General features: G+C 67.1%; 18 protein-coding genes and 1 tRNA gene. 7 read left to right on the top strand and 12 right to left on the bottom strand.

What is annotated here, in order from left to right; genetic code table 11:
- Positions 1-2: 2 nt before the first annotated feature.
- The 6 genes from cofG to CPCC7001_RS08085 form a co-directional block, all read right to left on the bottom strand.
- A complete protein-coding gene (gene cofG, locus CPCC7001_RS08060) occupies positions 3-974 on the bottom strand; it encodes a 7,8-didemethyl-8-hydroxy-5-deazariboflavin synthase subunit CofG (RefSeq protein ID WP_043368806.1) in 972 nt (323 codons plus the stop codon).
- Positions 971-1,969, bottom strand: coding sequence for a cell wall metabolism sensor histidine kinase WalK (locus CPCC7001_RS08065; protein ID WP_198006469.1), 999 nt, complete (start codon positions 1,967-1,969; stop codon positions 971-973). Before CPCC7001_RS08065 ends, cofG begins: the two co-directional genes overlap by 4 nt.
- 490 nt (positions 1,970-2,459) lie before the next feature.
- Positions 2,460-3,164, bottom strand: coding sequence for a response regulator transcription factor (locus CPCC7001_RS08070; protein WP_006910635.1), 705 nt, complete (start codon positions 3,162-3,164; stop codon positions 2,460-2,462).
- Positions 3,165-3,200: 36 nt separating this feature from the next.
- Entirely contained in the window at positions 3,201-5,300 is a 2,100-nt protein-coding gene (locus tag CPCC7001_RS14045; protein WP_369699344.1) for a T3SS effector HopA1 family protein, read from the bottom strand.
- A 1,170-nt stretch (positions 5,301-6,470) separates the two neighbouring features.
- The gene (locus CPCC7001_RS08080; RefSeq protein WP_006910487.1) at positions 6,471-7,733 is read right to left on the bottom strand and encodes an HlyD family secretion protein; all 1,263 of its coding nucleotides are present in this window, start codon (positions 7,731-7,733) and stop codon (positions 6,471-6,473) included.
- On the bottom strand, positions 7,730-9,886 hold the full coding sequence (locus CPCC7001_RS08085; protein ID WP_225867205.1) for a peptidase domain-containing ABC transporter: 2,157 nt from the start codon (positions 9,884-9,886) through the stop codon (positions 7,730-7,732). Before CPCC7001_RS08085 ends, CPCC7001_RS08080 begins: the two co-directional genes overlap by 4 nt.
- Before the next feature lie 214 nt (positions 9,887-10,100).
- Here CPCC7001_RS08085 and psbA point away from each other — a divergent pair, with 214 nt between their 5' ends.
- The 3 genes from psbA (at position 10,101) to aroC (ending at position 13,411) form a co-directional block, all read left to right on the top strand.
- Entirely contained in the window at positions 10,101-11,180 is a 1,080-nt protein-coding gene (psbA, locus tag CPCC7001_RS08090) for a photosystem II q(b) protein (RefSeq protein ID WP_006909897.1), read from the top strand.
- A gap of 197 nt (positions 11,181-11,377) precedes the next feature.
- Positions 11,378-12,241: a bile acid:sodium symporter family protein gene (locus CPCC7001_RS08095; RefSeq protein WP_006911123.1), complete on the top strand. Its 864-nt coding sequence runs from the start codon at positions 11,378-11,380 to the stop codon at positions 12,239-12,241.
- A 78-nt stretch (positions 12,242-12,319) separates the two neighbouring features.
- Positions 12,320-13,411: a chorismate synthase gene (gene aroC, locus CPCC7001_RS08100; RefSeq protein ID WP_043368810.1), complete on the top strand. Its 1,092-nt coding sequence runs from the start codon at positions 12,320-12,322 to the stop codon at positions 13,409-13,411.
- On the opposite strand, the gene CPCC7001_RS08105 is transcribed toward aroC, so the two are convergent.
- The 4 genes from CPCC7001_RS08105 to psbO all read right to left on the bottom strand — a co-directional run bounded on the left by CPCC7001_RS08105 (position 13,393) and on the right by psbO (position 18,177).
- Positions 13,393-14,064: a bifunctional 4-hydroxy-2-oxoglutarate aldolase/2-dehydro-3-deoxy-phosphogluconate aldolase gene (locus tag CPCC7001_RS08105; protein WP_006910273.1), complete on the bottom strand. Its 672-nt coding sequence runs from the start codon at positions 14,062-14,064 to the stop codon at positions 13,393-13,395. The two genes, aroC and CPCC7001_RS08105, sit on opposite strands and share 19 nt — an antisense overlap.
- Positions 14,065-14,131: 67 nt before the next feature.
- The gene (gene ftsH3, locus CPCC7001_RS08110; protein WP_006911156.1) at positions 14,132-15,976 is read right to left on the bottom strand and encodes an ATP-dependent zinc metalloprotease FtsH3; all 1,845 of its coding nucleotides are present in this window, start codon (positions 15,974-15,976) and stop codon (positions 14,132-14,134) included.
- Positions 15,977-16,047: 71 nt separating this feature from the next.
- Positions 16,048-17,208, bottom strand: coding sequence for a sulfate adenylyltransferase (sat, locus tag CPCC7001_RS08115; protein WP_006911773.1), 1,161 nt, complete (start codon positions 17,206-17,208; stop codon positions 16,048-16,050).
- 156 nt (positions 17,209-17,364) lie between these two features.
- Positions 17,365-18,177, bottom strand: a complete 813-nt coding sequence (psbO, locus tag CPCC7001_RS08120; RefSeq protein ID WP_006909436.1) for a photosystem II manganese-stabilizing polypeptide — start codon at positions 18,175-18,177, stop codon at positions 17,365-17,367.
- 150 nt (positions 18,178-18,327) lie between these two features.
- On the opposite strand from psbO, the gene CPCC7001_RS08125 reads away from it, so the two are divergent.
- On the top strand, positions 18,328-18,642 hold the full coding sequence (locus tag CPCC7001_RS08125; RefSeq protein ID WP_043368811.1) for a hypothetical protein: 315 nt from the start codon (positions 18,328-18,330) through the stop codon (positions 18,640-18,642).
- On the opposite strand, the gene coaBC is transcribed toward CPCC7001_RS08125, so the two are convergent.
- Positions 18,624-19,901: a bifunctional phosphopantothenoylcysteine decarboxylase/phosphopantothenate--cysteine ligase CoaBC gene (gene coaBC, locus CPCC7001_RS08130; RefSeq protein ID WP_006911654.1), complete on the bottom strand. Its 1,278-nt coding sequence runs from the start codon at positions 19,899-19,901 to the stop codon at positions 18,624-18,626. The two genes, CPCC7001_RS08125 and coaBC, sit on opposite strands and share 19 nt — an antisense overlap.
- Entirely contained in the window at positions 19,891-20,109 is a 219-nt protein-coding gene (locus tag CPCC7001_RS08135) for a DUF2555 domain-containing protein (RefSeq protein WP_043368814.1), read from the bottom strand. Before CPCC7001_RS08135 ends, coaBC begins: the two co-directional genes overlap by 11 nt.
- A gap of 90 nt (positions 20,110-20,199) precedes the next feature.
- Between CPCC7001_RS08135 and CPCC7001_RS08140 the strand changes: the two genes are divergently transcribed.
- The 3 genes from CPCC7001_RS08140 (at position 20,200) to CPCC7001_RS08150 (ending at position 20,777) form a co-directional block, all read left to right on the top strand.
- Positions 20,200-20,272: transfer RNA gene (locus CPCC7001_RS08140), tRNA-Ala, on the top strand.
- An 80-nt stretch (positions 20,273-20,352) separates the two neighbouring features.
- Positions 20,353-20,514: a PCP reductase family protein gene (locus CPCC7001_RS08145; RefSeq protein ID WP_006909583.1), complete on the top strand. Its 162-nt coding sequence runs from the start codon at positions 20,353-20,355 to the stop codon at positions 20,512-20,514.
- Between the two features lie 65 nt (positions 20,515-20,579).
- The gene (locus CPCC7001_RS08150) at positions 20,580-20,777 is read left to right on the top strand and encodes a hypothetical protein (protein ID WP_006910971.1); all 198 of its coding nucleotides are present in this window, start codon (positions 20,580-20,582) and stop codon (positions 20,775-20,777) included.
- The last annotated feature ends 133 nt before the right edge of the window (positions 20,778-20,910 follow it).

Here is a 20,910-nt window from a genome sequence, read left to right on the forward strand (position 1 = left end):
CCCTAACCATCCGGCGAGAGCCGCTGGGCTGCGGCTTCCGCCGCGGCCCGCAGGGTCATCGGCAGCCAGGGGATCCAGCGCGGGTGCACGCAGAGGCGCGGGCGGAGCTCCCAGCCGGCTGTCCCCAGCAGCTCCGCGAGAGCAGCCGGGCCGGGCTGGGGGTAGGCGGGATTGATCACGTCCTCCGTGTCCAGACCGCCCAGATCGTCGATCCCCGCGGCGATGGCGTCGAGCAGCAGGTCCCGGGGCCAGAGGTTGGGAGGCAGCTGCAGATGCACCTCCGCCGGAAGGATCTGCCTGGCCTCGGCGATCAGGTCGAGCAGGGGTAGGGCTTCGGCGGGAGCCAGGGGTGCCGCCGCCTCCCCGCCTGGACGGAACGGCTGCAGGATCACTTCCTGGATGTGACCCCAGGTGCGGTGCAACAGCGCCAGCAGCTCGAGGGCTTCGCGCTGGTCCGCGCGGGTTTCCCCCACCCCCAGGAGCAGCCCGGTGGTGAAGGGGATGCCCAGGCGGCCGGCCTGCTCCAGCTGCCCAAGCCGTACCTCCAGGCGCTTGCTGGGGGCCTGGCGGTGCAGGGCCTCGTAGGCCGGGCCCAGCCCCTCCAGCATCAGCCCCATCGAGGGGTTGAGCCGGCCAAGGGCGGCCATCTCGCGGTCTGAGAGGGGGCCGGCGTTGGTGTGCGGCAGGCGGCCCGCGTGCAGGGCCAGCCGGCTGAGGCCCAGGAGCGCGGCGAACCAAGTGGGGCGACGGGGGGAGCCGGGGGCCACCTCGCCGCTGAGCAGCAGCACTTCGGCCGCCCCCGGCCGGCTGTCCAGCAGTCCAAGAGCCAGCTCGGGAGCAAGCAGGCCGGCCAGGGGAGCCCGGGGATCGATGGGGTCGCGGAAGCTGCAATACCCACAACGGTTGAAGCAGCTCCGCGTCGGCACCAGGGTGACGCTCGGACTCCAGGTGACCACCCGCGCGCGTGGACTCATGGGACCTCGCGGGTGGGGGAGGACAGACGAGGTCGGCTCCCCTGCTGGGGGAAACAGACGGTGAAGGTGGTGCCCTGGCCAGGAGCGCTGCGAACGCTGATCACCCCGTGGTGGCGGTGCACGATCTCCTGGGCGATTGCCAGGCCCAGACCCGTGCCCCCCCTGCCCCTGGAGCGCGACTTCTCGACGCGGTAGAAGCGCTCGAACAGGTGGGGAAGGTGATCCGCAGGGATTCCGATGCCGGTGTCGGACACAGTCACCTGGATCCGGTCGTTGTCAGCCGCGGCGCGCAGCGCCAGGGCCCCATGGGGCGGTGTGTGCTTCACCGCGTTGTCGAGCAGATTGAGGAACAGGCGGATCAGATGGTCCGGACTGCCCAGCAGGTGCAGATCCGGCGCGATGTGCGTAGAGAGGCTGAGCTGCTGAAGCTCAGCCAGCGGCTGGATCTGGGCCGAGATGGCTACGAGGAGATCGCTGAGGTCAACCGGCTCGAGCGGCAGCTCCTGATGGTGCTCCTCGAGCCTGGAGAGGAGCAGCAGATCGCTGCTGAGCCGCGCCAGCCTGTCCACCTCCAGCTCGATCGTCTGGAGCGTCTCCCTGTAGGTGTCTGGATCCCGGGGCTGGCGAAGTGTGACCTGCAGCAGGCCCTTGAGGGTGGTGAGTGGCGTTCGGAGCTCGTGGGACGCATCGGCCATGAACCGCTTCTGCTGCTCAAACGTGCGCTCCAGCGAGTCGAGCATTGCATCAAACAATGTGGCCAGGCGCGCCAGTTCATCGTCCGTGGTGCTCTGGTAGTCGATCCGCTGCGTGAGATCACCGCTGTTGCGCACCTGCTTCATCGTGCGGGTGATCTGGGTGATCGGTTTCAGCGCCCGATTGGAGAGAAACAGTCCACCCAGACCAACCATGCCTATCAGAATGGGAACCCCCAACAGATGGCGGCGGAAGAGGTGGCTCAGGGTGGCGTCGACCTGACGCAGCGATCGGGCAACCACCAGCCAGCCGGATGACCTGCCATCACTGTTCAGAACATCCGTGGTAAAGACACGCCAGCGCCCATTAGGGGAATCAACAGTAGTAAATCCAACCTGAAGGCCACCGTACGGGGGCAGACGCAGGGAATCACCGAAGCTTTCCTTAAGCACTCCATTCTTACCAAACAAATAGATTTCAACACCAGCTTCATTCAACAGCGAGGCCAAAACCGGCGTATTTCTACGGGGATCAAATTCAAGGCGGTCCACCTCGTCATCCAGATTCTTCAGGGCCTGAATGGCGGAAACCTCCAATGCACGATCCACCTGGCCGAAGAGAGTCTGCCGGTATTCAAAATAGATGAAGCCATCCGATACCAGCATCGACAGACCGGCGAGAAGCCCATACCAGGCCACAACCCGGAAACGCAGGTTCTGCCAGGGTCTACGGATTCTGTTCACGCTGCCGTCGCAATCTCGGGGACATCAGGGCCGGGGCCCACGAGAAGACTCACTTGCCTTGCTCCCGATAAGACGGCTCCGTCTCCCCGCACCGCATGGAATAGCCGACACCACGCACGGTGTGAATCATGGAACTGGCGCCATGACGATCGATTTTTCGACGCAGATAGCCTATGTAGACATCGATCACTTTGTAGTCTCCGTAAAAGTCGAAGCTCCAGACATGCTGGGCAATCTGGGTGCGACTGAGCACTTGATTGGGATGACGCATCAGATACTCCAGCAGCGAGAACTCGCGCGGGCTGAGTTCAATCGGCCGCTCACCTCGCTTGACAAGGCGCTGGGCAGCATCCAATTCCAGATCACCAACTCTGAGAGCGACATCGCTCTGCAGCGGGGGACGCCGCATCAGGGCCCTCAACCGCGCCAGCAGCTCCGTGAAATCAAAGGGCTTGACCAGGTAATCATCCGCTCCGGCGTTGAGGCCCTGAACCCGGTCCTGCACGGCGTCCAGGGCCGTCAGCAGCAGCACGGGAGTCTGAAGACCCTGCCCCCGAAGCTGCCTGAGCACGCTGAGACCATCGAGCTCGGGCAACAGCACATCCAGCACGATCAAGTCATAGTCAGAAGTCAAAGCGCATTCCACTCCCCGGCGTCCATCGGCTGCACTATCCACGACATAGCCGGCCTCCGTCAGACCCTGACGAATGAATCTCAGAATACCGGCATCATCTTCAACAACAAGAATGCGCATGGACAATCAGGGTTCACAGGCGGGGGGTGATGAACTTTAGCCAGCCCAATCAGAGGGATCAGCCGCATCAGCTGGCGCCCGCACTCCAGGTAACGGCGTGGCCTCGGGGCGCGAGATGGCCTCCGGCTCCAGGGGCTGGTACTGCCCTGCCGATCCGGGCTCCAGGTGGGGACGGCACCAGTCCAGGCGGCGCCGGGCGAACGCCTGCCTGAGAGCCCGCTGGCGGGCCCCTGGCTCGGGCGGTGCGTCCTGCAGCACCGCAGCCACGAGCTGAAAGCGGTCAAGACCGAAGTCATCCGCGCCTGCCGGGGATTCCGCCAGGCCGATCCCCCTGGCCAGCGGCTGAGTGAACAGGGGGATCGGATCCCGAAGATGGGGGCGGAGTGTTGGATGGCAGTGGGTCAGCAGCGCATGCAGATGCGGATAGGCGGAAACCGGGAGGTGCAGCACTGCGGCGTTGAAACGGGGATACCCGTTGGGTTCCGCAAGGATCTTCAGGGCGAAGGGGTGGTGCCAGCGGTTCAAGCCCGGGATGAGTGCTCGCATCAGTAGAACGGCACCTTCGGGGCTGATGTTGAAGAAAACCTCCAGGGCCGGCTGGCCCTCGCCTGGTTCGCCGGCATTGCCGATGGCCACATAGTCGTCCCCCACCCAGGCCGCGTTGGGCAGACGCACACCCACGCAGGTGCCAGGAGCGAGGGATACCTCGGCGGAGCCAGCACCAGGCTTCCGGACTGAAGGCGACGGGATGACCAGCTCGCTGGCGACATCGACCCACAGATGCAGCCCCTGCTTCTGCACCTGCACCTGCTGCTCTTCGGCGGCGGTCACGGTCCAGCCATGGTCCACGAAGCCAAGCCCGCTGTTGGCAGCCTGCAGCTGCCGCGTGAAGCCATCACCCAGGGTGGGGGCCCCAGCGGGACTCTCCAGCGCCCCGCTGAAATAGAGGGAATGGAGGAACTGCGTGATCTGACGCAAGCGGTAGGCCGCGTTCATCTGTGCGGACGCCGGATGGAGCGTGGCCCGGTGCAGCGTGGCCGGGTGCACCGTGCGGCGGGAGCCCTTGGTGGAATGGCGAACCACCCCGGGCTCGAGCTGAACCTGCTCCAGGAGATCAGCCAGGCGTTGATCTGTTGATCCCCCCTGCTGGCCCACCTGCAGCGGCAGCGGCACCGGCACGGGCTCCGGCGGCGACCCCAGCTGCTGGCAGGTCTCAGCCAGCACACCAGGATGGGACCGCCGCACCGAAGGGCGGGCCGAAGGGCGTGACGGTGGCCGCGGATTTCGCCTGGTCCTGCTGTGGTCATCCGAACCGTGGGGGTCGCCGGGTGATCGGCCGAAGACCGTCTGCAGGGCGGCACCTGGGCTGCACAAGAGGGTTCTGGCCACCTGGAGCATGGAGATATCCAGATTGCCGAACGGCTCCCTGTAGTGCAGCCGATCCTGAATCGCCTCCAGCAGGCTCAGCCCGGCAAAGCGAATCACCCGTTCCGGAAAATCAGGAAACTCCTGGAGAATCGCGGGGAACTGGGCCAGATAGGCCTCCAGCAGGCCGCGCATGGAGGGCTGCAGGGTGTCCAGGGGAACCTCGGCCAGCGCCAGGGCCGCGGCCGGAGCAAGGTCGCTGCTGAGCGGCAGACTCTTCAGCCACAGCCTCAGATACTCCGCCACCAACGCCCCCAGATCCAGGGCGGGATCACCCCAGATCCCCTGTTCCCAGTCGATCAAGCGGAGGATTCCACCTTCGCCTGGGAAGGACAGCTGATCCGGCCGGGCCGGCAGGGTGGGCAGACTACACTGCGACCAGCACCGAAGCAGCAGAATGTTGGCAAACTTGAGGTCGTTGTGGATCAGGCAACAGGCCCGATAGCTCTCCTCAAGGTCTGCAAGCGCATCCGAAAGCTCAGGAGCTCGCTGAAATAGCACATAGAACTTGAGCCCATCCTTGCGCACGCGCAGAAAGACGTCGGGGCTCAGATCCTCCAAGTCACCAGCCAGATCCGGCGGATCGCTCGGGCCGGAGATGAGACCATCAGCTCCCCCTTCGCGTTGGTCGCCGTCAAGCCCCCCCTGATCGGGGGCGGCGCCGTCCAGCGATCCGGGGCTGTCGGTCCGCCCGAACGTGTGCTTGTGCACGGCTGCAAGGGTGACACCCAGCGTTCGCGCCAGATCAACGGGGTATTCAGCTGATCCTGAATAGACTTTGCCGAGTTCAGAGTATTGATCGAGAAAGTGAAAGACCAGAATCTGGTTCGCCGGATCGTGGTCCACAACCTCCGGCAGCCACTGCCCGAGCGGGATCAAGTCCGGATCGGAGCTGATCCATTGATGGAGGCCCCACTCACGCCGGAAACTCTCGTGAGCCGAGCACCCGTCATCGGGCGGGATCTGCTTGACCAGTAGCTGGACAGGGCGGTTGGGGGCCTGACCGGCCACGGGCCTGAGCTTGACGAGCAAGTTCAGGTTCTTGCTGTTGAGAGATTGGGCACTGATCAACTGATCCGTCGGAGCGCAGAGGTCACGCCTGATCAGGTAATCCAGCACGGTGGCGGATTCGAGCCTGTACGCCATGGAAATCTGGAGACCATGCAGACATCATCCGATGATGACCGGATACAAGGCACCTAATTCAGAGATCCGATCACCCGATGAATCAACCCCACGAGTCTTTCCCCGCTGCCAATCAGACGAAAGCCCCAGGCAGTAGGCCCGGGGCTGCTGTTCTCCTCAGCGACGGCCGCGAGCAAGGCGGCGTCCGCGACGGCGGCGTCCACGGCGACCCGAGCGGCTTGGCCGTGAGGGCCGGCTGGGGCGACTCGGGCGGCTGGGGCGGCTAGGACGGCTCGGACGACTGGGCCGACTGCGACCACCACCGGAGATCGCAGCCTCGTCGGCGGGGGTCAGATCGCTGAGAAAACTATCGACCCCGTCAAGAAGGCCGAGCCCTTGCAGCTGGGGTGATGGCGAAGATTGAGAATCCATACTCTGTTCCTCCTGGGGACAACAATGGGGACTTCAGCTGTTCAGGCCGACAAATCAAGCGATGACGCGCCCCAGAAAGGAGTCGCATACGAATGATTGACGGCCCGCGCAGGGATGCGTACCAGAAAGCAGTGAGGAGAGCCAACCTGTCATCGACATCTCCAATCCTGAATCTGGATGACCAACCCGTTGGGCTGGGCTTGAATCAAGTTACTGGCAAGTCCCCGAGGGCTGGGCAATAGGCAGGTAAGAATCCAGCAAGAAAACTCTTACGATTGATCGCACGATCGTTCGAGTTACGCGAGATCCTGGTAACCCTAGTCATTACCACCCTACCAAGAGCCGGGTTCGGCGCAACAGGAACCGCAGCACTGTCTCCTGGCGGGTCGTGATGTCGGCGGTGAGATCCATTCCCTGGCGCAGGGAACAGGAGCGGCCGGAGGGGGTGACCAGCTCCCTGGCGTCAGGACGCAGGGTCACCTCAAAGCCTGCAGGCCCCGCCAGGCTCGTGAGCCCGTCGGGCTCGGCCGAAGCGCTGCCGGGCGCTCCAGCCCCGGCCGCGGGGAGGGCATCGGGGGCCACGGACACCACCCGGGCCCGGAGCGTGCCGAAATCCGGATAGGGGCAGCCCACCAGCCTCAGGTCGGCCCTCTGGCCGGGCTCCACCCTGGCGATGTCCTCCGAAGCCACCCGCACCTTCACCTGCATCTCGGCGTCGTGGGGGGCGATGCGGGCCAGCTCCTGGCCGGCCGCCACCACCTGCTGGGGATTGCGCAGGGCGACGGAGAACACCACCCCGCTCACCGGGGCACGCACCAGGGTTCGGCCCAGATCCAGGGAGAGCTGGGCCTGTTCGGCCCGAGCCTCGGCCAGCTGTTGCTGGAGGCGCGCCTGGGCGCTCTCGCCCCGGAACCGCTGCTGCTCCACCTCCTGCCGGGCCTTGGCATAGCCAGAGCGCGCGATGCTGAGGTTGGCAGCCTTTTCCTCCAACTGCTCCTGCGAGGTGGCACCGCTCTCCACAAGCTGGCTGTAGCGCTGGTGTTCCGATCGGGCCAGCCGCAGGGTGGCCTCGGCCCTGCCCACCTCCAGCTCCGCTGCCTGCAGCGCCGCCCGGTCCTCCTGGCGCTGGGTCTGCAGCTGGCTCTCGAGGGCCGCACGCACCTGGCTCAGCTTCTGCTGCCTGGCTTCGAGATCGGCCGGGTCCAGCACCGCCAGCACCTCACCCTGCTGCACCGGCTGGTTCGTGCGGATGTTGATCCGCCGCACCCGCCCCTCGCGGGGGGCATGCACCAGGCTGGTGCCGCCGCTGGGCCGCACTGTGCCGGGCCCCCGCACGATCACCCGGTAGGGCCACAGGGCCATCAAGCCCACAGCGGCCGCAAAGCCCCCCACCAGCAGTCCGCCGGCAAGCCGCACCCAGGGACGCACGGATGGCAGGAACTCGCTGGGGGAGGCAGGCTTCAGGTCCCGCACGGAATCGGCGAGACCCGGGGCCGAGGGCTCCGCGGCGGGGGGAGCTGCGGGCAGGGAGGGCTCCCGTGGGCTGCTGGGCGGCCGGGGTGGATGCGGAGCGGAGGGGTGGGTCATGCGGGCAGCAGGAAGGGAGCCAGCACGTCGCTGCTGCGCAGATCCTCCGGCCGGCCCTGGGCGACGACGCTGCCGCGCTCGAGATACACCAGCCAGTCGCAGCGGTGGATCACGCTGGGGCGGTGGCTGATCATCACCGTGGTCACACCCCGGCGCTGCTGCAGAAGATTGTCGATCAGGCGGCGTTCCAGAACAGGATCCAGCGCGGCGGTGGATTCGTCGAGGATCAGCACCGGCGGTGCGGTCACGAGGGCACGGGCGATGGCCAGCCGCTGCCGCTGCCCGCCGGAGAGATTGGCCCCGAATTCGCCCAGCACCGTCTGGTAACCATGGGGAAGTTCGCGGATGAATTCATCCGCCAGGGCCAGTTCGCAGGCAGCCACAACCTGCTCGAGGCTCACCTCGGGAAAGGCGAAGCGAAAATTCTCGAAGATCGAGCGGTTGAAGAACTGTGCTTCCTGGGGAACCAGCACCACCTGGCGTCGCAGGCACTCCAGGGAAAGGTCCTGGAGGCCATAGGGCCCGTAGCGGATGGTGCCGCTCTGAACGGGATAAAGCCCGGCCAGGAGCTTCACCAGGGTGCTCTTGCCGCAGCCGGATTCGCCGATCAGGGCGGTGCAGCGTCCGGCCGGGAACGACACTGTGAAGCCGCTGAGCAGATCGACGCGGCCGGCGTGGTGAAAGGTGAGATCGGTGCACTGGATCCCGCAGGGCCGGGGCAGGGCAGCCCAGGGTTTGTCGATCGCCCTGGGATCCTCCAGGGTGCCTTCGAGCACTTCCGACAGCCGCCGGATCACCACATTGGCGGTGAGGTAGTCGTCGGCAAAATCCACCAGGGATTCGAGAAAGGCCAGCACATTGCCACTCATGCCGCTGAAGGCGAGCAGCTGACCGATGGAGAGCTGGCCGGCAATGACGAACGTGCTGCCATACCAGAGGAGGGCCAGGGTGGTGAACCGGGACAGCAGGCTCGTGGTGGTGCCGCTGAACAGACCGAGCTGCAGCGCATTCCAACGCAGGTGGGCCACACTGCCGAAATTTCTCTGGTACTCCTCCCAGGCCTGAGGCGAAGCCTCGGTGGTCTTGAGAACCTGGGCACCGCGGAAAATCTCCACCAGGAAGCCCTGGTTCTCGGCTGATTCCACGATCAGCCGCCGGTTCTTGTCGTACTGGGCGGGCAGGAAGACCAGACCTGAAGCGATCAGCAGGCCAAAGGCCAGAAACGACACCGCCGTGAGGGCCGGGCTGTAGATCAGCATCACCACCAGGGAGACGGCGGCGATGAAGAGGTCGCTCGGCAGGCCAAGCACCAGATCACTGATCAGAGCATTGATGCGACTGATGTCCCCGATGCGGCTCACCACCTCCCCGCTGCGGTGGCTGTCGAAATAGGTGAGCGGCAGCTGCAGGAGCCGATGACCGTACTCCAGCACCATCCCCAGCTGAAGTTTCTGGGCGAAATGGCCCACGATGTGCCCCTGGATCAGGCTGATGACGGCGCGGAAGGTGAACAGCACGAGCATGGCCAGCCCGAGGCTGGTGAGCAGCTGTCCATCCCGGCGCACCAGCACGTCGTCGGTGAGCAGCTGCATCAGCAGCGGCATGGCCAGGGCCAGCAGGCCGATCACCACATTGAGGGCCAGGGCCTGAAGCAGCAGGAAGCGGTAGGGCCAGGCCAGGCGCAGGAAGCGCAGGAACGGCACCCGCGTCTCCTCCGGCTGCTGCAGCAACCGGTTGAGATCCGGCTCCAGCAGCAGCAGGGCCCCCTGGCGCCAGCGCTGGCGGAATTCCTCGGGATCGAGCCGACGGACCCCCACAGCCGGATCGGCGATCACCAGCTTGCGACCCCGGCGGCCGTAGAGCACCACCCAGTGGTTGCCCTGCCAATGGCAGATGGCGGGCAGGGGGATCGCGTCGAGCCGAGCGAGCAGGGCCTCATCGGCCCGCACGGCGCGGGCGTGAAAGCCGATGGCCTCGGCGCCACGCCGAAGGCCCAGCAGGGTGGTGCCCCTGGAGCCGGTGCCGACCAGTTCACGAACCCGCGACACGGCCAGTCGCCGCCCGTGGTGCCGGGCCACGGTGGCCAGACAGGCCGCACCGCAGTCCTCTTCCGAATGCTGCTCGACCCAGTCGTACCGCACCGGCCCGGCCACCTCAGGGGCTCAGGTTAAGGGCGGCGGCGCGGCGGCTCAGGCTTCCCCACCCCGCAACCCCTCTTCACAAACCCCGCAATGTTGTGTTACATTCATGACTGACGGGATTCCGTCCGCGGCCGCCACGCCATCCCTCGCCGTCCTTCCGGGCTGCGGGACTGCTGGCAGTGCCGCCCTACCTACCTGCTCCTCGGAGCACCATTCTCCTGTTCTCATGACCACCACTCTCCAGCAGCGCTCCGGCGCCTCCAGCTGGCAGCAGTTCTGCGAGTGGGTCACCTCCACCAACAACCGCCTCTACGTGGGCTGGTTCGGTGTGCTGATGATCCCCACCCTGCTGGCTGCCACCATCTGCTTCATCGTGGCGTTCATCGCCGCTCCTCCCGTCGACATCGACGGCATCCGTGAGCCCGTGGCCGGCTCGCTGATCTACGGCAACAACATCATCTCCGGTGCTGTTGTGCCCTCCAGCAACGCCATCGGCCTGCACTTCTATCCCATCTGGGAAGCCGCCTCTCTCGATGAGTGGCTGTACAACGGCGGTCCGTACCAGCTGGTTGTCTTCCACTTCCTGATCGGCGTCTTCTGCTACATGGGCCGCGAGTGGGAACTCTCCTACCGCCTCGGCATGCGCCCCTGGATCTGCGTCGCCTACAGCGCCCCCGTGGCTGCTGCCAGCGCCGTGTTCCTGGTGTACCCCTTCGGTCAGGGCTCCTTCTCCGACGGCATGCCCCTCGGCATCAGCGGCACCTTCAACTTCATGCTGGTGTTCCAGGCTGAGCACAACATCCTGATGCACCCCTTCCACATGCTGGGTGTGGCCGGTGTGTTCGGCGGCAGCCTGTTCTCCGCCATGCACGGCTCGCTGGTGACCTCCTCGCTGGTGCGTGAGACCACCGAGAGCGAGAGCCAGAACTACGGCTACAAGTTCGGTCAGGAGGAAGAGACCTACAACATCGTGGCTGCCCACGGTTACTTCGGTCGCCTGATCTTTCAATACGCCAGCTTCAACAACAGCCGCAGCCTGCACTTCTTCCTGGCTGCCTGGCCGGTGGTCGGCATCTGGTTCACCGCCCTGGGCGTGAGCACTATGGCCTTCAACCTGAACGGTTTCAACTTCAACCAGTCGATCCTCGACGGCCAGGGCCGTGTGGTGAACACCTGGGCCGATGTGCTGAACCGCGCCAACCTGGGCATGGAAGTGATGCACGAGCGCAACGCTCACAACTTCCCGCTCGACCTGGCGGCTGCCGAAGCCACTCCTGTGGCGCTGACCGCTCCGGCGATCGGCTGAGGCTCAACGCTTCTGGTTCAACGACGGAATCCTGCACGCCCCCCTCAATCGAGGGGGGCTTTTTGTTGGGATGGGATCGGTAGCTTGAAGGCACACGTCGGGCCGACGGCAGCGGATCGGCCCCGTCCTGTGACAGCCCAGGGGTCAGGAGCCAAGACCATTCCTAGGGTGCGGCAGGCCCTCCCGCGCCGCAGCCGATGCTCGCCGCCATCACCCTGTTTGCGATCATGCTCGGCCTGGGCCTGGGGCTCCGGCTGGAGGCACTGGGGCGGATCCGGGAGCGGCCGGGGCTGTTTCTGCGGGTGGTGCCAGCGTCGTGCCTGGTGGTGCCGGTGGTGGCCCTGCTGCTGCTGCAGTTGCCGATCGGCCAGTCGCTGGGGGAGGCCGCCAGGATCGGCATCGCCCTGATGGCGATCTCCCCCAGCGCCCCGCTCACCCTGCGCAAGGCCGGTGCGAAGGGAGGGGATCGGGAGCTGGCAGCGCTGCTGCAGGTGGTGGCAGCCCTCACGGCGATCCTGTCGGTGCCCCTGATGGCCGATCTGTATCGCGCCGCATACCACACCTCCGCATGGGACATCGGTTCGACGGAGGTGGCCCTGCAGGTAGGGCGCACCCAGGTGCTGCCGCTGCTGCTGGGGATGGGCGTGCGTCATCGGTTGCCGGATCTGGCCGACCGGCTGGAGTCGCCTCTGAACAAGGTGGCCAACGGCCTCTTTCTGCTGTTGGTCGTGGTGGTGCTGGTCGCCGCCGGCCCCACGCTGCTGCCCTTCCTCGGGCGCAACGCCGATGGGGTGCTGCTGATGCTGGCTCTGGTGGCCTTCAGCCTGGGCCTGGGCTACCTGCTGGCCAGCCGCGGCAGGGATGAGCGCATTACGGTGGCGCTGGTGACCTCGATGCGCAACCCGGGTCTGGCGCTGATGTTCGCGTCCACCTATGGCCAAGGGGTGGTGGGGTTGAAGGTGGCGGTGCTCGCCTACCTGCTGGTCACGGTGCTGCTCTCGATTCCCTTCCTCAAGACCCTCAACCGAATCGAGGCTGGGCAGGCGGAGCCGGGTGGCTGATCCTGCGCGGCTACGGCGACGGGGGTTCGGCCACCGCCATCGAGCCAACTCCTACGCTCGCTGCAGCATGTGGCAGCCATGGGCAGCAGCTTCGGCCGGCTCTTTCGCATCAGCACCTTCGGTGAATCCCACGGCGGCGGCGTGGGGGTGATCGTGGACGGCTGCCCACCCCGACTGGCCGTAGACCTCGAGCTGATTCAGCGGGAGCTGGATCGCCGCAAGCCCGGCCAGAGCCGGATCACCACGCCGCGAAAGGAGGACGACCGGGTGGAAATCCTCAGCGGCCTTCTGGATGGCCAGACCCTCGGCACTCCGATCGCGATGCTGGTGCGCAACAAGGACCAGCGGCCCGGCGATTACAAGGAGATGGCCGTGGCCTTCCGGCCTTCCCATGCCGATGCCACCTACCAGGCCAAGTACGGCATCCAGGCCCGCAGCGGCGGCGGCCGGGCATCGGCCCGCGAAACGATCGGGCGCGTGGCCGCCGGTGCGATCGCCAAACAGCTCCTGGCCAAGGCCGGTGGCACCGACGTGCTGGCCTGGGTGAAACGCATCCACACCATCGAAGCCGATGGAATCGACCCGGCGGCGGTGACCCTGGAAGACGTGGAGCGCACGATCGTGCGCTGTCCGGAGCCGGCAGCCGCGGAAGCGATGATCGCCCGCATCGAGGCGATCGGCCGTGAGGGCGACTCCTGCGGCGGTGTGATCGAGTGCGTGGTGCGCAACCCGCCGGTGGGTCTGGGCATGCCGGTGTTCGACAAACTGGAGGCCGATCTGGCCAAGGCGGTGATGTCGCTGCCCGCCACCAAGGGATTCGAGATCGGCTCAGGCTTCAGCGGCACCCTGCTGAAGGGCAGTGAACACAACGATGCCTTCCTGCCCAGCAGCGAAGGCCGCCTGCGCACCGCCACCAACAACTCCGGCGGCATCCAGGGGGGCATCAGCAACGGCGAAGCGATCGTGATCCGGGTGGCGTTCAAACCCACGGCCACCATCCGCAAGGAACAGCAGACCATTGATGCCAGCGGTGCCGCCACCACCCTGGCCGCCAAGGGCCGCCATGATCCCTGCGTGCTGCCGCGGGCGGTGCCGATGGTGGAGGCGATGGTGGCCCTGGTGCTGGCCGATCACCTGCTGCGCCAGCAGGGTCAGTGCAGCCTCTGGTGAGAAGGGGGCGGAACAGAGGGCGGAACAGAAGCAGCGGTGGCAGCGGCGGCGGTGGCAGCGGCGGCGCCTGAGCCGCTCAGCCGGCTGACCAGAACCCGCAGACTCTCCAGGGCACCGGGATCCTCGAGGCGGCCGCCGAGCGCCACGGCATCGACGCCGGCCTCCAACCAGAGCGGCACATGCTCAGGCCCCAGGCCGCCGGCCGCGATGCAGAACGGAAGGTCCCCCAGGGGAGCGCGCAACTGGCGCCAGTAGGACGGCCCCAGGCTCGAGGCCGGAAACAGCTTCACGGCCGGACAACCCAGACTCCTTGCCTGGTGCACCTCCGAAGGCGTGTAGACCCCGGGCACCAGTGCCAACCCAAGCCGGCAGGACTCCTGCCAGAGCTCCGGGCTGAGCACGGGCGACATGGCGAAGCCCAGCCCCGCCTTAGCCACCATCCGCAGCGCAGCCACACTGCAGATCGAGGCAGCCCCGAGGCGAAGCTGCGGGAAGGCCTGCTGCAGCTCCAGGCACTGGACCACCCACTGGGGATGGTCCTGCCAGGCGATCTCGATGTGCCTGAGCCCCAGGGCCGCAAGGGCCTGGAGCCGGGGCCGCAGCTCGAGGGGCTGGTCTGCACGAAGCACCACCAGCAGAGGCTGGTGGTGCAAGGCCTGGATCAGGGGTGGAAAGGGATCGCTCAGACGGGTCGAACCCCGCTGGCTGGATTCAGGGGTTTCAGACGTATTCGGCCACCCGGACGTCGCTGTGGATGAGCAGCTCCTGCAGCTCCTCGGCGTCCACGGTCTCCTTCTCCACGAGCAGATCGGCGAGCTGATCGAGCACGGCCCGGTTGTTGGTGAGCACCTCCGTGGCCCGGCGGTAGGCCTCCTCCACCAGCTGGCTCACCTCTTCATCGATGGTGGCCGCAGTGTCTTCGGAGAAGTCGCGCTCCGCGGCGATGTCGCGGCCGAGGAACATGCCGCCCTGGCTGCGGCCCAGGGCCACGGGCCCGAGCTTTTCGCTCATGCCGAAACGGGTCACCATCTGACGGGCCACCCGGGCCACCTGCTGGAGATCGTTGGAGGCACCGGTGGTGACCTCGTCATCGCCGTAGATGATCTCCTCGGCCACCCGGCCGCCGAGGGCCACGGCCATCTGGTTCTGCAGATAGGCGCGGGAATAGAGGCCCGACTCCATCCGCTCCTCGCTGGGAGTGAAGAAGGTGAGCCCGCCGGCCTGGCCGCGGGGAATGATCGAAATCTTCTGCACCGGGTCGTAATCCGGCATGAGAGCACCCACCAGGGCATGGCCGGCTTCGTGGTAAGCCACGAGGCGCTTGCGCCTCTCGCTCATCACCCGGTCCTTCTTCTCGGGACCGGCCATCACCCGCTCGATGGCGTCATTCACCTCATCCATCGACACCTCGGTGAGCTGGCGCCGTGCCGCCAGGATGGCGGCCTCGTTGAGCAGGTTGGCCAGGTCAGCGCCGGTGAAGCCCGGCGTGCGGCGGGCCACTTTGTCGAGATCCACGTCCTTGGCGAGGGTCTTGCCGCGGGCGTGCACCTCGAGGATCTGCAGGCGGCCGCTGTAGTCGGGGCGATCCACCACCACCTGGCGGTCGAAGCGGCCCGGACGCATCAGGGCGGCATCGAGCACGTCGGGCCGGTTGGTGGCCGCCACGATGATGATGCCGGTGTTGCCCTCGAAGCCGTCCATTTCGGTGAGGAGCTGGTTCAGGGTCTGCTCCCGCTCGTCGTTGCCGCCGCCGAGGCCGGCACCACGCTGGCGCCCCACGGCATCGATTTCATCGATGAACACGATGCAGGGGGCGTTCTTCTTGGCCTGCTCGAACAGGTCCCGCACCCGGCTGGCGCCAACGCCCACGAACATCTCCACGAACTCGGAGCCGGAGATCGAGAAGAAGGGCACACCGGCCTCACCGGCCACGGCCTTGGCGAGCAGGGTCTTGCCGGTGCCGGGAGGGCCCACCAGCAGCACACCCTTGGGAATCTTGGCGCCCACCGCCGTGAAGCGGTCGGGGTTCTTGAGGAAGTCCACCACCTCGGTGAGCTCCAGCTTGGCGCCCTCGATGCCGGCCACGTCGCCGAAGGTCACCTGGGTCTGGGGTTCCATCTGCACCCGCGCCTTGCTCTTGCCGAAGCTCATGGCGGGGTTGCCGCCGCCACCCTGGGCGCGACGCAACAGGAAGAACAGCCCCCCCAGCAGCAGCAACGGGAAGATGAGGCTGCCCGCCGCCTGTTGCCAGGCCGCCGGTTCACGGCTCGGCTGCACGGCGATGTCCACGTCGTGGTCGGTGAGCAGCTTGAGCAGGTCCTTGTCAGGCGCCAGGTTCACCATGGCGCGGCGGCCGTCGTTCTCCACCACCTGGGCCGTGCCGCGGTCGGGGGAGATCAGCACCCGCGACACCTCGTTGTCCTGCACGGCTTCGACGAAGTCGCTGTAACGGAGGGTGCGGGGGGCGTTGGCCGGATTGGGGCGATCCAGGAAGGCGGTGCCCACGGCGATCACCACGACCACCAGGAGCACGTACAGCCCCGCGTTGCGCCAGCGTTTTTTCACGGCCTCGCCTCAGCTGAGAAAGAAGTAACGGAATGTTAACCGGCGCCAACCCCGGAGGGGCGCCGCGCGCCTCAGGCCGCGGCCCGCAGCACTTCCACCACACTACGGAACGCGAACCACTCGGGGATCTCCTCGCCGCCGCGCAGCATCTGGCGGAACTGGGTGCCGCTGAGCTTGCGCACGTGGAGCCCGCGGGCCTCGGCGTGCTCCGCCGTCACGTAGCCCTCCTCCTCGGTGTAGACGAGGTTGAGCGAGGGCACCGTCTCCATGCCGAGCTCGGGGGCGTTGTCCCGGGCGAAGTCCTGGGCCTGGTAGGGGCCGTAGAAGTCGCTGCCGGTGAGGCTCGACTTGCAGCCCGCCATGTCGCGGCCGATGATGAAGTGGGTGCAGCCGTAGTTCTTGCGGATGATCATGTGCTGCAGGGCCTCGCGGGGGCCGGCCATGTGCATCGAGTAGGGCAGGTAGGCCCAGCGGATGCGGGGGTTGTTCACCTCGGCGGCCAGGCGCTCGTAGGTCTGGAAGCGCACCGCCCCGGCGATGTCGTCGTCCTGGGTCGGACCACAGGTTGGATGCACCAGCACCACGGCCTGATCGCTCACGTTGGCGGCGTCGAGGGCCCGGGTGAACAGCTCGTAGTGGGCGCGGTGAATGGGGTTGCGGCACTGGAATGCCACCACGCTCTGGCCAGCCGGCAGGGTGGCGCGCACTTCGGCGGGGGTCTTGCAGGGGAACACCCGCTCCGGCAGAGCCAGACCCTGCACCTGGCCGCCGAGGTAGAAGCGGCCGCGCTCGCCGCTGATCATCCGCACGGCGGGATGCTCGATGGAGGTGGTGCCGTAGCAGCCCTGGGCCTCGCGGGCCTTGTCAGGCTCCCACTTGCTCTCCACCGTGAGCACCGCCAGATCCTGGCCCCGGTAGGTGAGCAGGAGCCGATCACCGATGGCGATGGTCTCGTCGTCGGTGTCGAACACGATCGGCAGCCCGAACAGGAGACCGCTGGTGGTGCGGTGACCCGCCACCACGGCGTCGTAGTCCTCCTCGTGCATGAAGCCCCGCAGGGGCGAGAAGCCCCCCACCACCAGAAGCTCCACGTCGCAGGCGTTGCGATCGCTGCACTCCACCGCTCGGCCGGCGGAGGCGCGCACCGCCTCCCGGTCGGCCTCCGCCACCATCAGATCCACCAGGGTGCCGCCGTGGGGAGCAATCAGAGCGGCCAAGGTGGAGGTGGACATGGGAACTCCCGGGCGTGGTTCAGTGCTGGATTCTCCCAGACGGGGCCGAGGCCTGGCGGAAGGGCATGAAAAAGGGGGCCTCTCGGCCCCTCAGGAGAAATTCAGCGTGACGATTCAGAGTGACGAAGCCCGTGATCAACACCGAGGCGGAGCGCCTCAGGCCTTCTCCAGGCGGCCATAGAGCTGGCCGGTGATCTTCACGTCGAGGGCGTTCTTGGTGCCCATGTCGGTGTCGGAGGGCTGGACGGCCGTGAACACGCCGGCGAATTCGCCGGTGTTGCCATCCACCTTGGTGATCGAGAGCTCCATGGTGCCCTTGCCATCCAGGTAGCGCTTGACCGTTTCGCCGGTGAAGTCGTCACCGGCGGGGACCAGGCCCACGGCCGAGCTGTAGCCGGTGGTGAGGCCCCGGCCCTTGGGATCAAGGAAGTTGGAGGTGCGGTAGCTGGGAACGCGGTAGGAGCCCTTGAAGTCGGTGCTGGTGCTGATGGCGGCACCGTCAGCCTTGGCCTCCAGCTCCTTGCTGGAGAACACGAAGGGCACCTCCTCGCCTCCGGGCAGCAGCACGGTGATCAGCTGGAAATCCAGCCCGCCCTGCTCCTGGAAGCGGAGGTCATCGCCCTCCACGCGCAGATCGCCGTAGACCTGATCCAGGCTGGTGGTGAAGCGGGTGAGGATCTTGCCGGCCACGAACTGCGCCTCCTGGCGCTTGTTGGCGGGCTCACCCTTCACATACACCTCGCTGGGATGCATGCAGATCTCGCGGAGGCTGTAGGAGCCGGAGCCATCCAGGGCGATGGAGCCGCGGGCGGAATCGGGCAGGGTCGGGCAGTCATTGGCCAGACCCGTGTTGTGGATGTCTTCGTAGGTGAGGTTGGCGCGATCCACGGCCTTGGCCCCACCGCTGCAGGCGGTCACCAGGGTCAGACACAGCGCCAGCGCGAGGGCCAGCAGAGGACGAAAACGCATGGGGAGAACGCCGCAGGGAGGGGGCTAGTACTGGGCTGGGGCGGATCCTACCGGTGGCATTCCTTGATTCCCCGTACGATGTCGCGGCTCTCAACAACCTGTATGCGAGAGCGATCGCCCCTCCCGGGGCGCTGAAATCACGACCCGGATATGCCCCTCCCCGACGACCAGCAACAGCGGCTCGACGCCCTGCTGAACCAGGCCGCCGACCTGGCCGCCGAACTCAGCGGCCAACCCGAGCAGCTGCTCGACCTTCTCCGCCAGGTGGAGCAGCTGCACCGCACCATCCAGGACGGTCCCTTCCGCAGCAGCCTCCCCGCCGACCGCAACCACCTGTTCAGCCTGCTGCGGCGCATGGAGCAGAGCGGGGGCTGGCCCTACATCCCGCGCCTGCAGCTGCGCACCTTCATGGATCTGCTGCAGCGGGACGCGGACGACGGGCCGGATCAGCCCCTCGCCGCCTGAGCCCTGAGAGCGGCTGCGGGATGCAGCGCCGTGAGCAGCTGGTGGGCGATCGCCAGCTTGGGCGCCACGGGAAGCTCCTGCACCTGATCGCCGGGGCCCAGCAGCCAGCCCCCATTGGTGAGGCTGCCGAAGCCTGAACCCGGACGGTCGATCGGGTTGGCGAAGAGGAGATCACAGCCCTTGCGCGCCAGCTTGGCGCGGGCCTGGGGCAGCACCTCGCCGGACTGGGCCGCGAAACCCAGAATGCGCTGCCCGTCGGGGCGCCGGCGCACCAACTGGGCCAGCAGATCGGGCACGGCCTCCCAGCCCTGGCCCAGGGCCGCTTCGAGCTGACCCTTCTCCAGCTTCCTGGCCTCGGGCCTGGCCCGGCGGTGATCGGCCACCGCGGCCGCCATGGCCACGGCATCGGCCTGCGGCTGGAGCTCCAGCAGGGCCGCCTCCATCTCCGCGGCGGTCTGCACCGGGGTGCGGGCGATCCCTTCCAGCCAGGCAGGCGGGAGCGTGAGCGGGCCGTGCACCAGCTCCACCCGTGCCCCCCGCAGGCGGGCGGCCTGGGCCAGCAGCACGCCCATCCGGCCGGTGCTGGGGTTGGTGAGGCAGCGGGCCGGATCCAGGGGCTCGCGGGTCGGGCCCGCACTCACCAGCAGCCGCCGATCCCGCCAGTCCTGCCGGGGGCCCACCAGGGCCAGCGACTCCAGGGCCAGCAGCAGCAGGTCCGGATCGGCCATGCGCCCCTGCCCCTGCCGGTCGCAGGCCAGCAGGCCCGCCTCCGGAGCCAGGGGCAGCACCTGCGGGAACCGGGCCAGCACCTCCCAGTTGCGCTGCACCGCCGTGGAACCCCACATGCTGGTGTTCATGGCGGCGGCGGCCAACACGGGAGCCTCGCAGGCCATGAGGGTGCTGGCCAGCAGCGTGTCGGCGAGGCCATGGACCCAGCGCGCCAGGCTGGAGGCGGAGAGGGGGGCGACCAGCACGAGTTCGGCCCACTCGGCCAGGGCGATGTGGAGAGGCCGCGGTTCCCGATGGCTCCACTGATCGGCCTCCAGGTGGCAGGGGGTGCGGCTCAGGCAGGCCAGGGACTGCGGGCTCACCAGGCGCGCGGCACTCGGGGTGAGCACGCAGCGCACCTCGGCGCCCTGCTGCACCAGGGCGCTGACCAGCAGCGGCAGCTTCACGGCGGCGATGCTGCCGCTGATGCCCACGAGGATGCGGCGGCCGGCGAGAGGAGCGGCCGCCGCCGCTGCCCCGTCAGTCTTCATCAAAGGGCTCCTGGTCCACCAGATGCACGTAGGGGCGCGCCAGCTCGGGGCGATGGATGGCCAGGGCCCGCATCAGATGCCAGTCGCTCAGGCCGTCGAACGGCGTGGGGTAGTCGTCCTCCTCCAGGCGCTGGGCCAGGGCGGCGGCCATGGTTTCGTCGAAGGCGGCGAGCCGTTCCGGCGTGATCGACTCGGACGGAGAGGCCATGGCGGCGGGGGAACGAGGGGAGGCAGGACCGGAACCGTGCCGGCGGGCGCTGGCAGGGGAGGGCTCCATGGCGATAATGGCGCCCTGCAAGGGGAATTAGCTCAGCTGGTAGAGCGCTGCGATCGCACCGCAGAGGTCAGGGGTTCGAGTCCCCTATTCTCCATTTGCCCGTGGCCCACGGGATTGGCCCTGGGCCCTGGGGTCTGACCCACTGGCCCCGGCTGGCCCGAACCTCTTGACCTGATGCAGTGGACCAGCGCGGCTGAACAGAGGCTGAAGGAGGTGCCCTTCTTCGTGCGGCCGGCCGTGCGGCGCCGCATCGAAGCGATGGCCGCCGACGCGGGCTTGGAGCAGATCGACGAGGCCTTCTATGGCGAGGCCCGCGTGCAGTTCGGCCAGAAATGACCGCCTTCAGCGCAGCCCACATCCCGGCGATGCGGTAAAAGGGACGGCACAACCGACCCCCATCCATGTCGCAGTCGAAGCGCGAACAGGTGGTGAGCCACCTTCGCTACATCCGCCAGGAGCTCCGCGAGATGCATCAGGGCGTCATGGAGGATGGCCTGCTGCCGGAAGCCGGCGAGGTGCGTGGTGTGATGGCCCAGATGGAGGCCCTGCTGGAGCTGCTGGAGGGTAAATCCTCCCGCAAGAAGGACAGCGACAGCTGAGTCCAGAGCTGCAGACCTCAGGCGAGGGGTCAAGGGGTGGAATGGACGCTCTGGCAAACGACCCAAGCCCCTTGATGGGCCCCCAATCCGTCGCTTTCTTTACAACGTCCCCATCACCCGGCCCGGGCCCCTT

It is taken from the genome of Cyanobium sp. PCC 7001 (assembly GCF_000155635.1).
Lineage (GTDB): Bacteria > Cyanobacteriota > Cyanobacteriia > PCC-6307 > Cyanobiaceae > NIES-981.

Bases quoted from the DNA above. Each gene is read 5' to 3' on its own strand.
- aroC (WP_043368810.1), top strand. From the start codon at position 12,320: ATGGGCAGCAGCTTCGGCCGGCTCTTTCGCATCAGCACCTTCGGTGAA.
- CPCC7001_RS08150 (WP_006910971.1), top strand. From the start codon at position 20,580: ATGTCGCAGTCGAAGCGCGAACAGGTGGTGAGCCACCTTCGCTACATC.
- sat (WP_006911773.1), bottom strand. From the start codon at position 17,208: ATGTCCACCTCCACCTTGGCCGCTCTGATTGCTCCCCACGGCGGCACC.
- CPCC7001_RS08135 (WP_043368814.1), bottom strand. From the start codon at position 20,109: ATGGCCTCTCCGTCCGAGTCGATCACGCCGGAACGGCTCGCCGCCTTC.
- CPCC7001_RS08070 (WP_006910635.1), bottom strand. From the start codon at position 3,164: ATGCGCATTCTTGTTGTTGAAGATGATGCCGGTATTCTGAGATTCATT.
- psbO (WP_006909436.1), bottom strand. From the start codon at position 18,177: ATGCGTTTTCGTCCTCTGCTGGCCCTCGCGCTGGCGCTGTGTCTGACC.
- CPCC7001_RS08080 (WP_006910487.1), bottom strand. From the start codon at position 7,733: ATGACCCACCCCTCCGCTCCGCATCCACCCCGGCCGCCCAGCAGCCCA.
- CPCC7001_RS08095 (WP_006911123.1), top strand. From the start codon at position 11,378: ATGCTCGCCGCCATCACCCTGTTTGCGATCATGCTCGGCCTGGGCCTG.
- cofG (WP_043368806.1), bottom strand. From the start codon at position 974: ATGAGTCCACGCGCGCGGGTGGTCACCTGGAGTCCGAGCGTCACCCTG.
- coaBC (WP_006911654.1), bottom strand. From the start codon at position 19,901: ATGAAGACTGACGGGGCAGCGGCGGCGGCCGCTCCTCTCGCCGGCCGC.
- CPCC7001_RS08145 (WP_006909583.1), top strand. From the start codon at position 20,353: ATGCAGTGGACCAGCGCGGCTGAACAGAGGCTGAAGGAGGTGCCCTTC.
- psbA (WP_006909897.1), top strand. From the start codon at position 10,101: ATGACCACCACTCTCCAGCAGCGCTCCGGCGCCTCCAGCTGGCAGCAG.
- CPCC7001_RS08125 (WP_043368811.1), top strand. From the start codon at position 18,328: ATGCCCCTCCCCGACGACCAGCAACAGCGGCTCGACGCCCTGCTGAAC.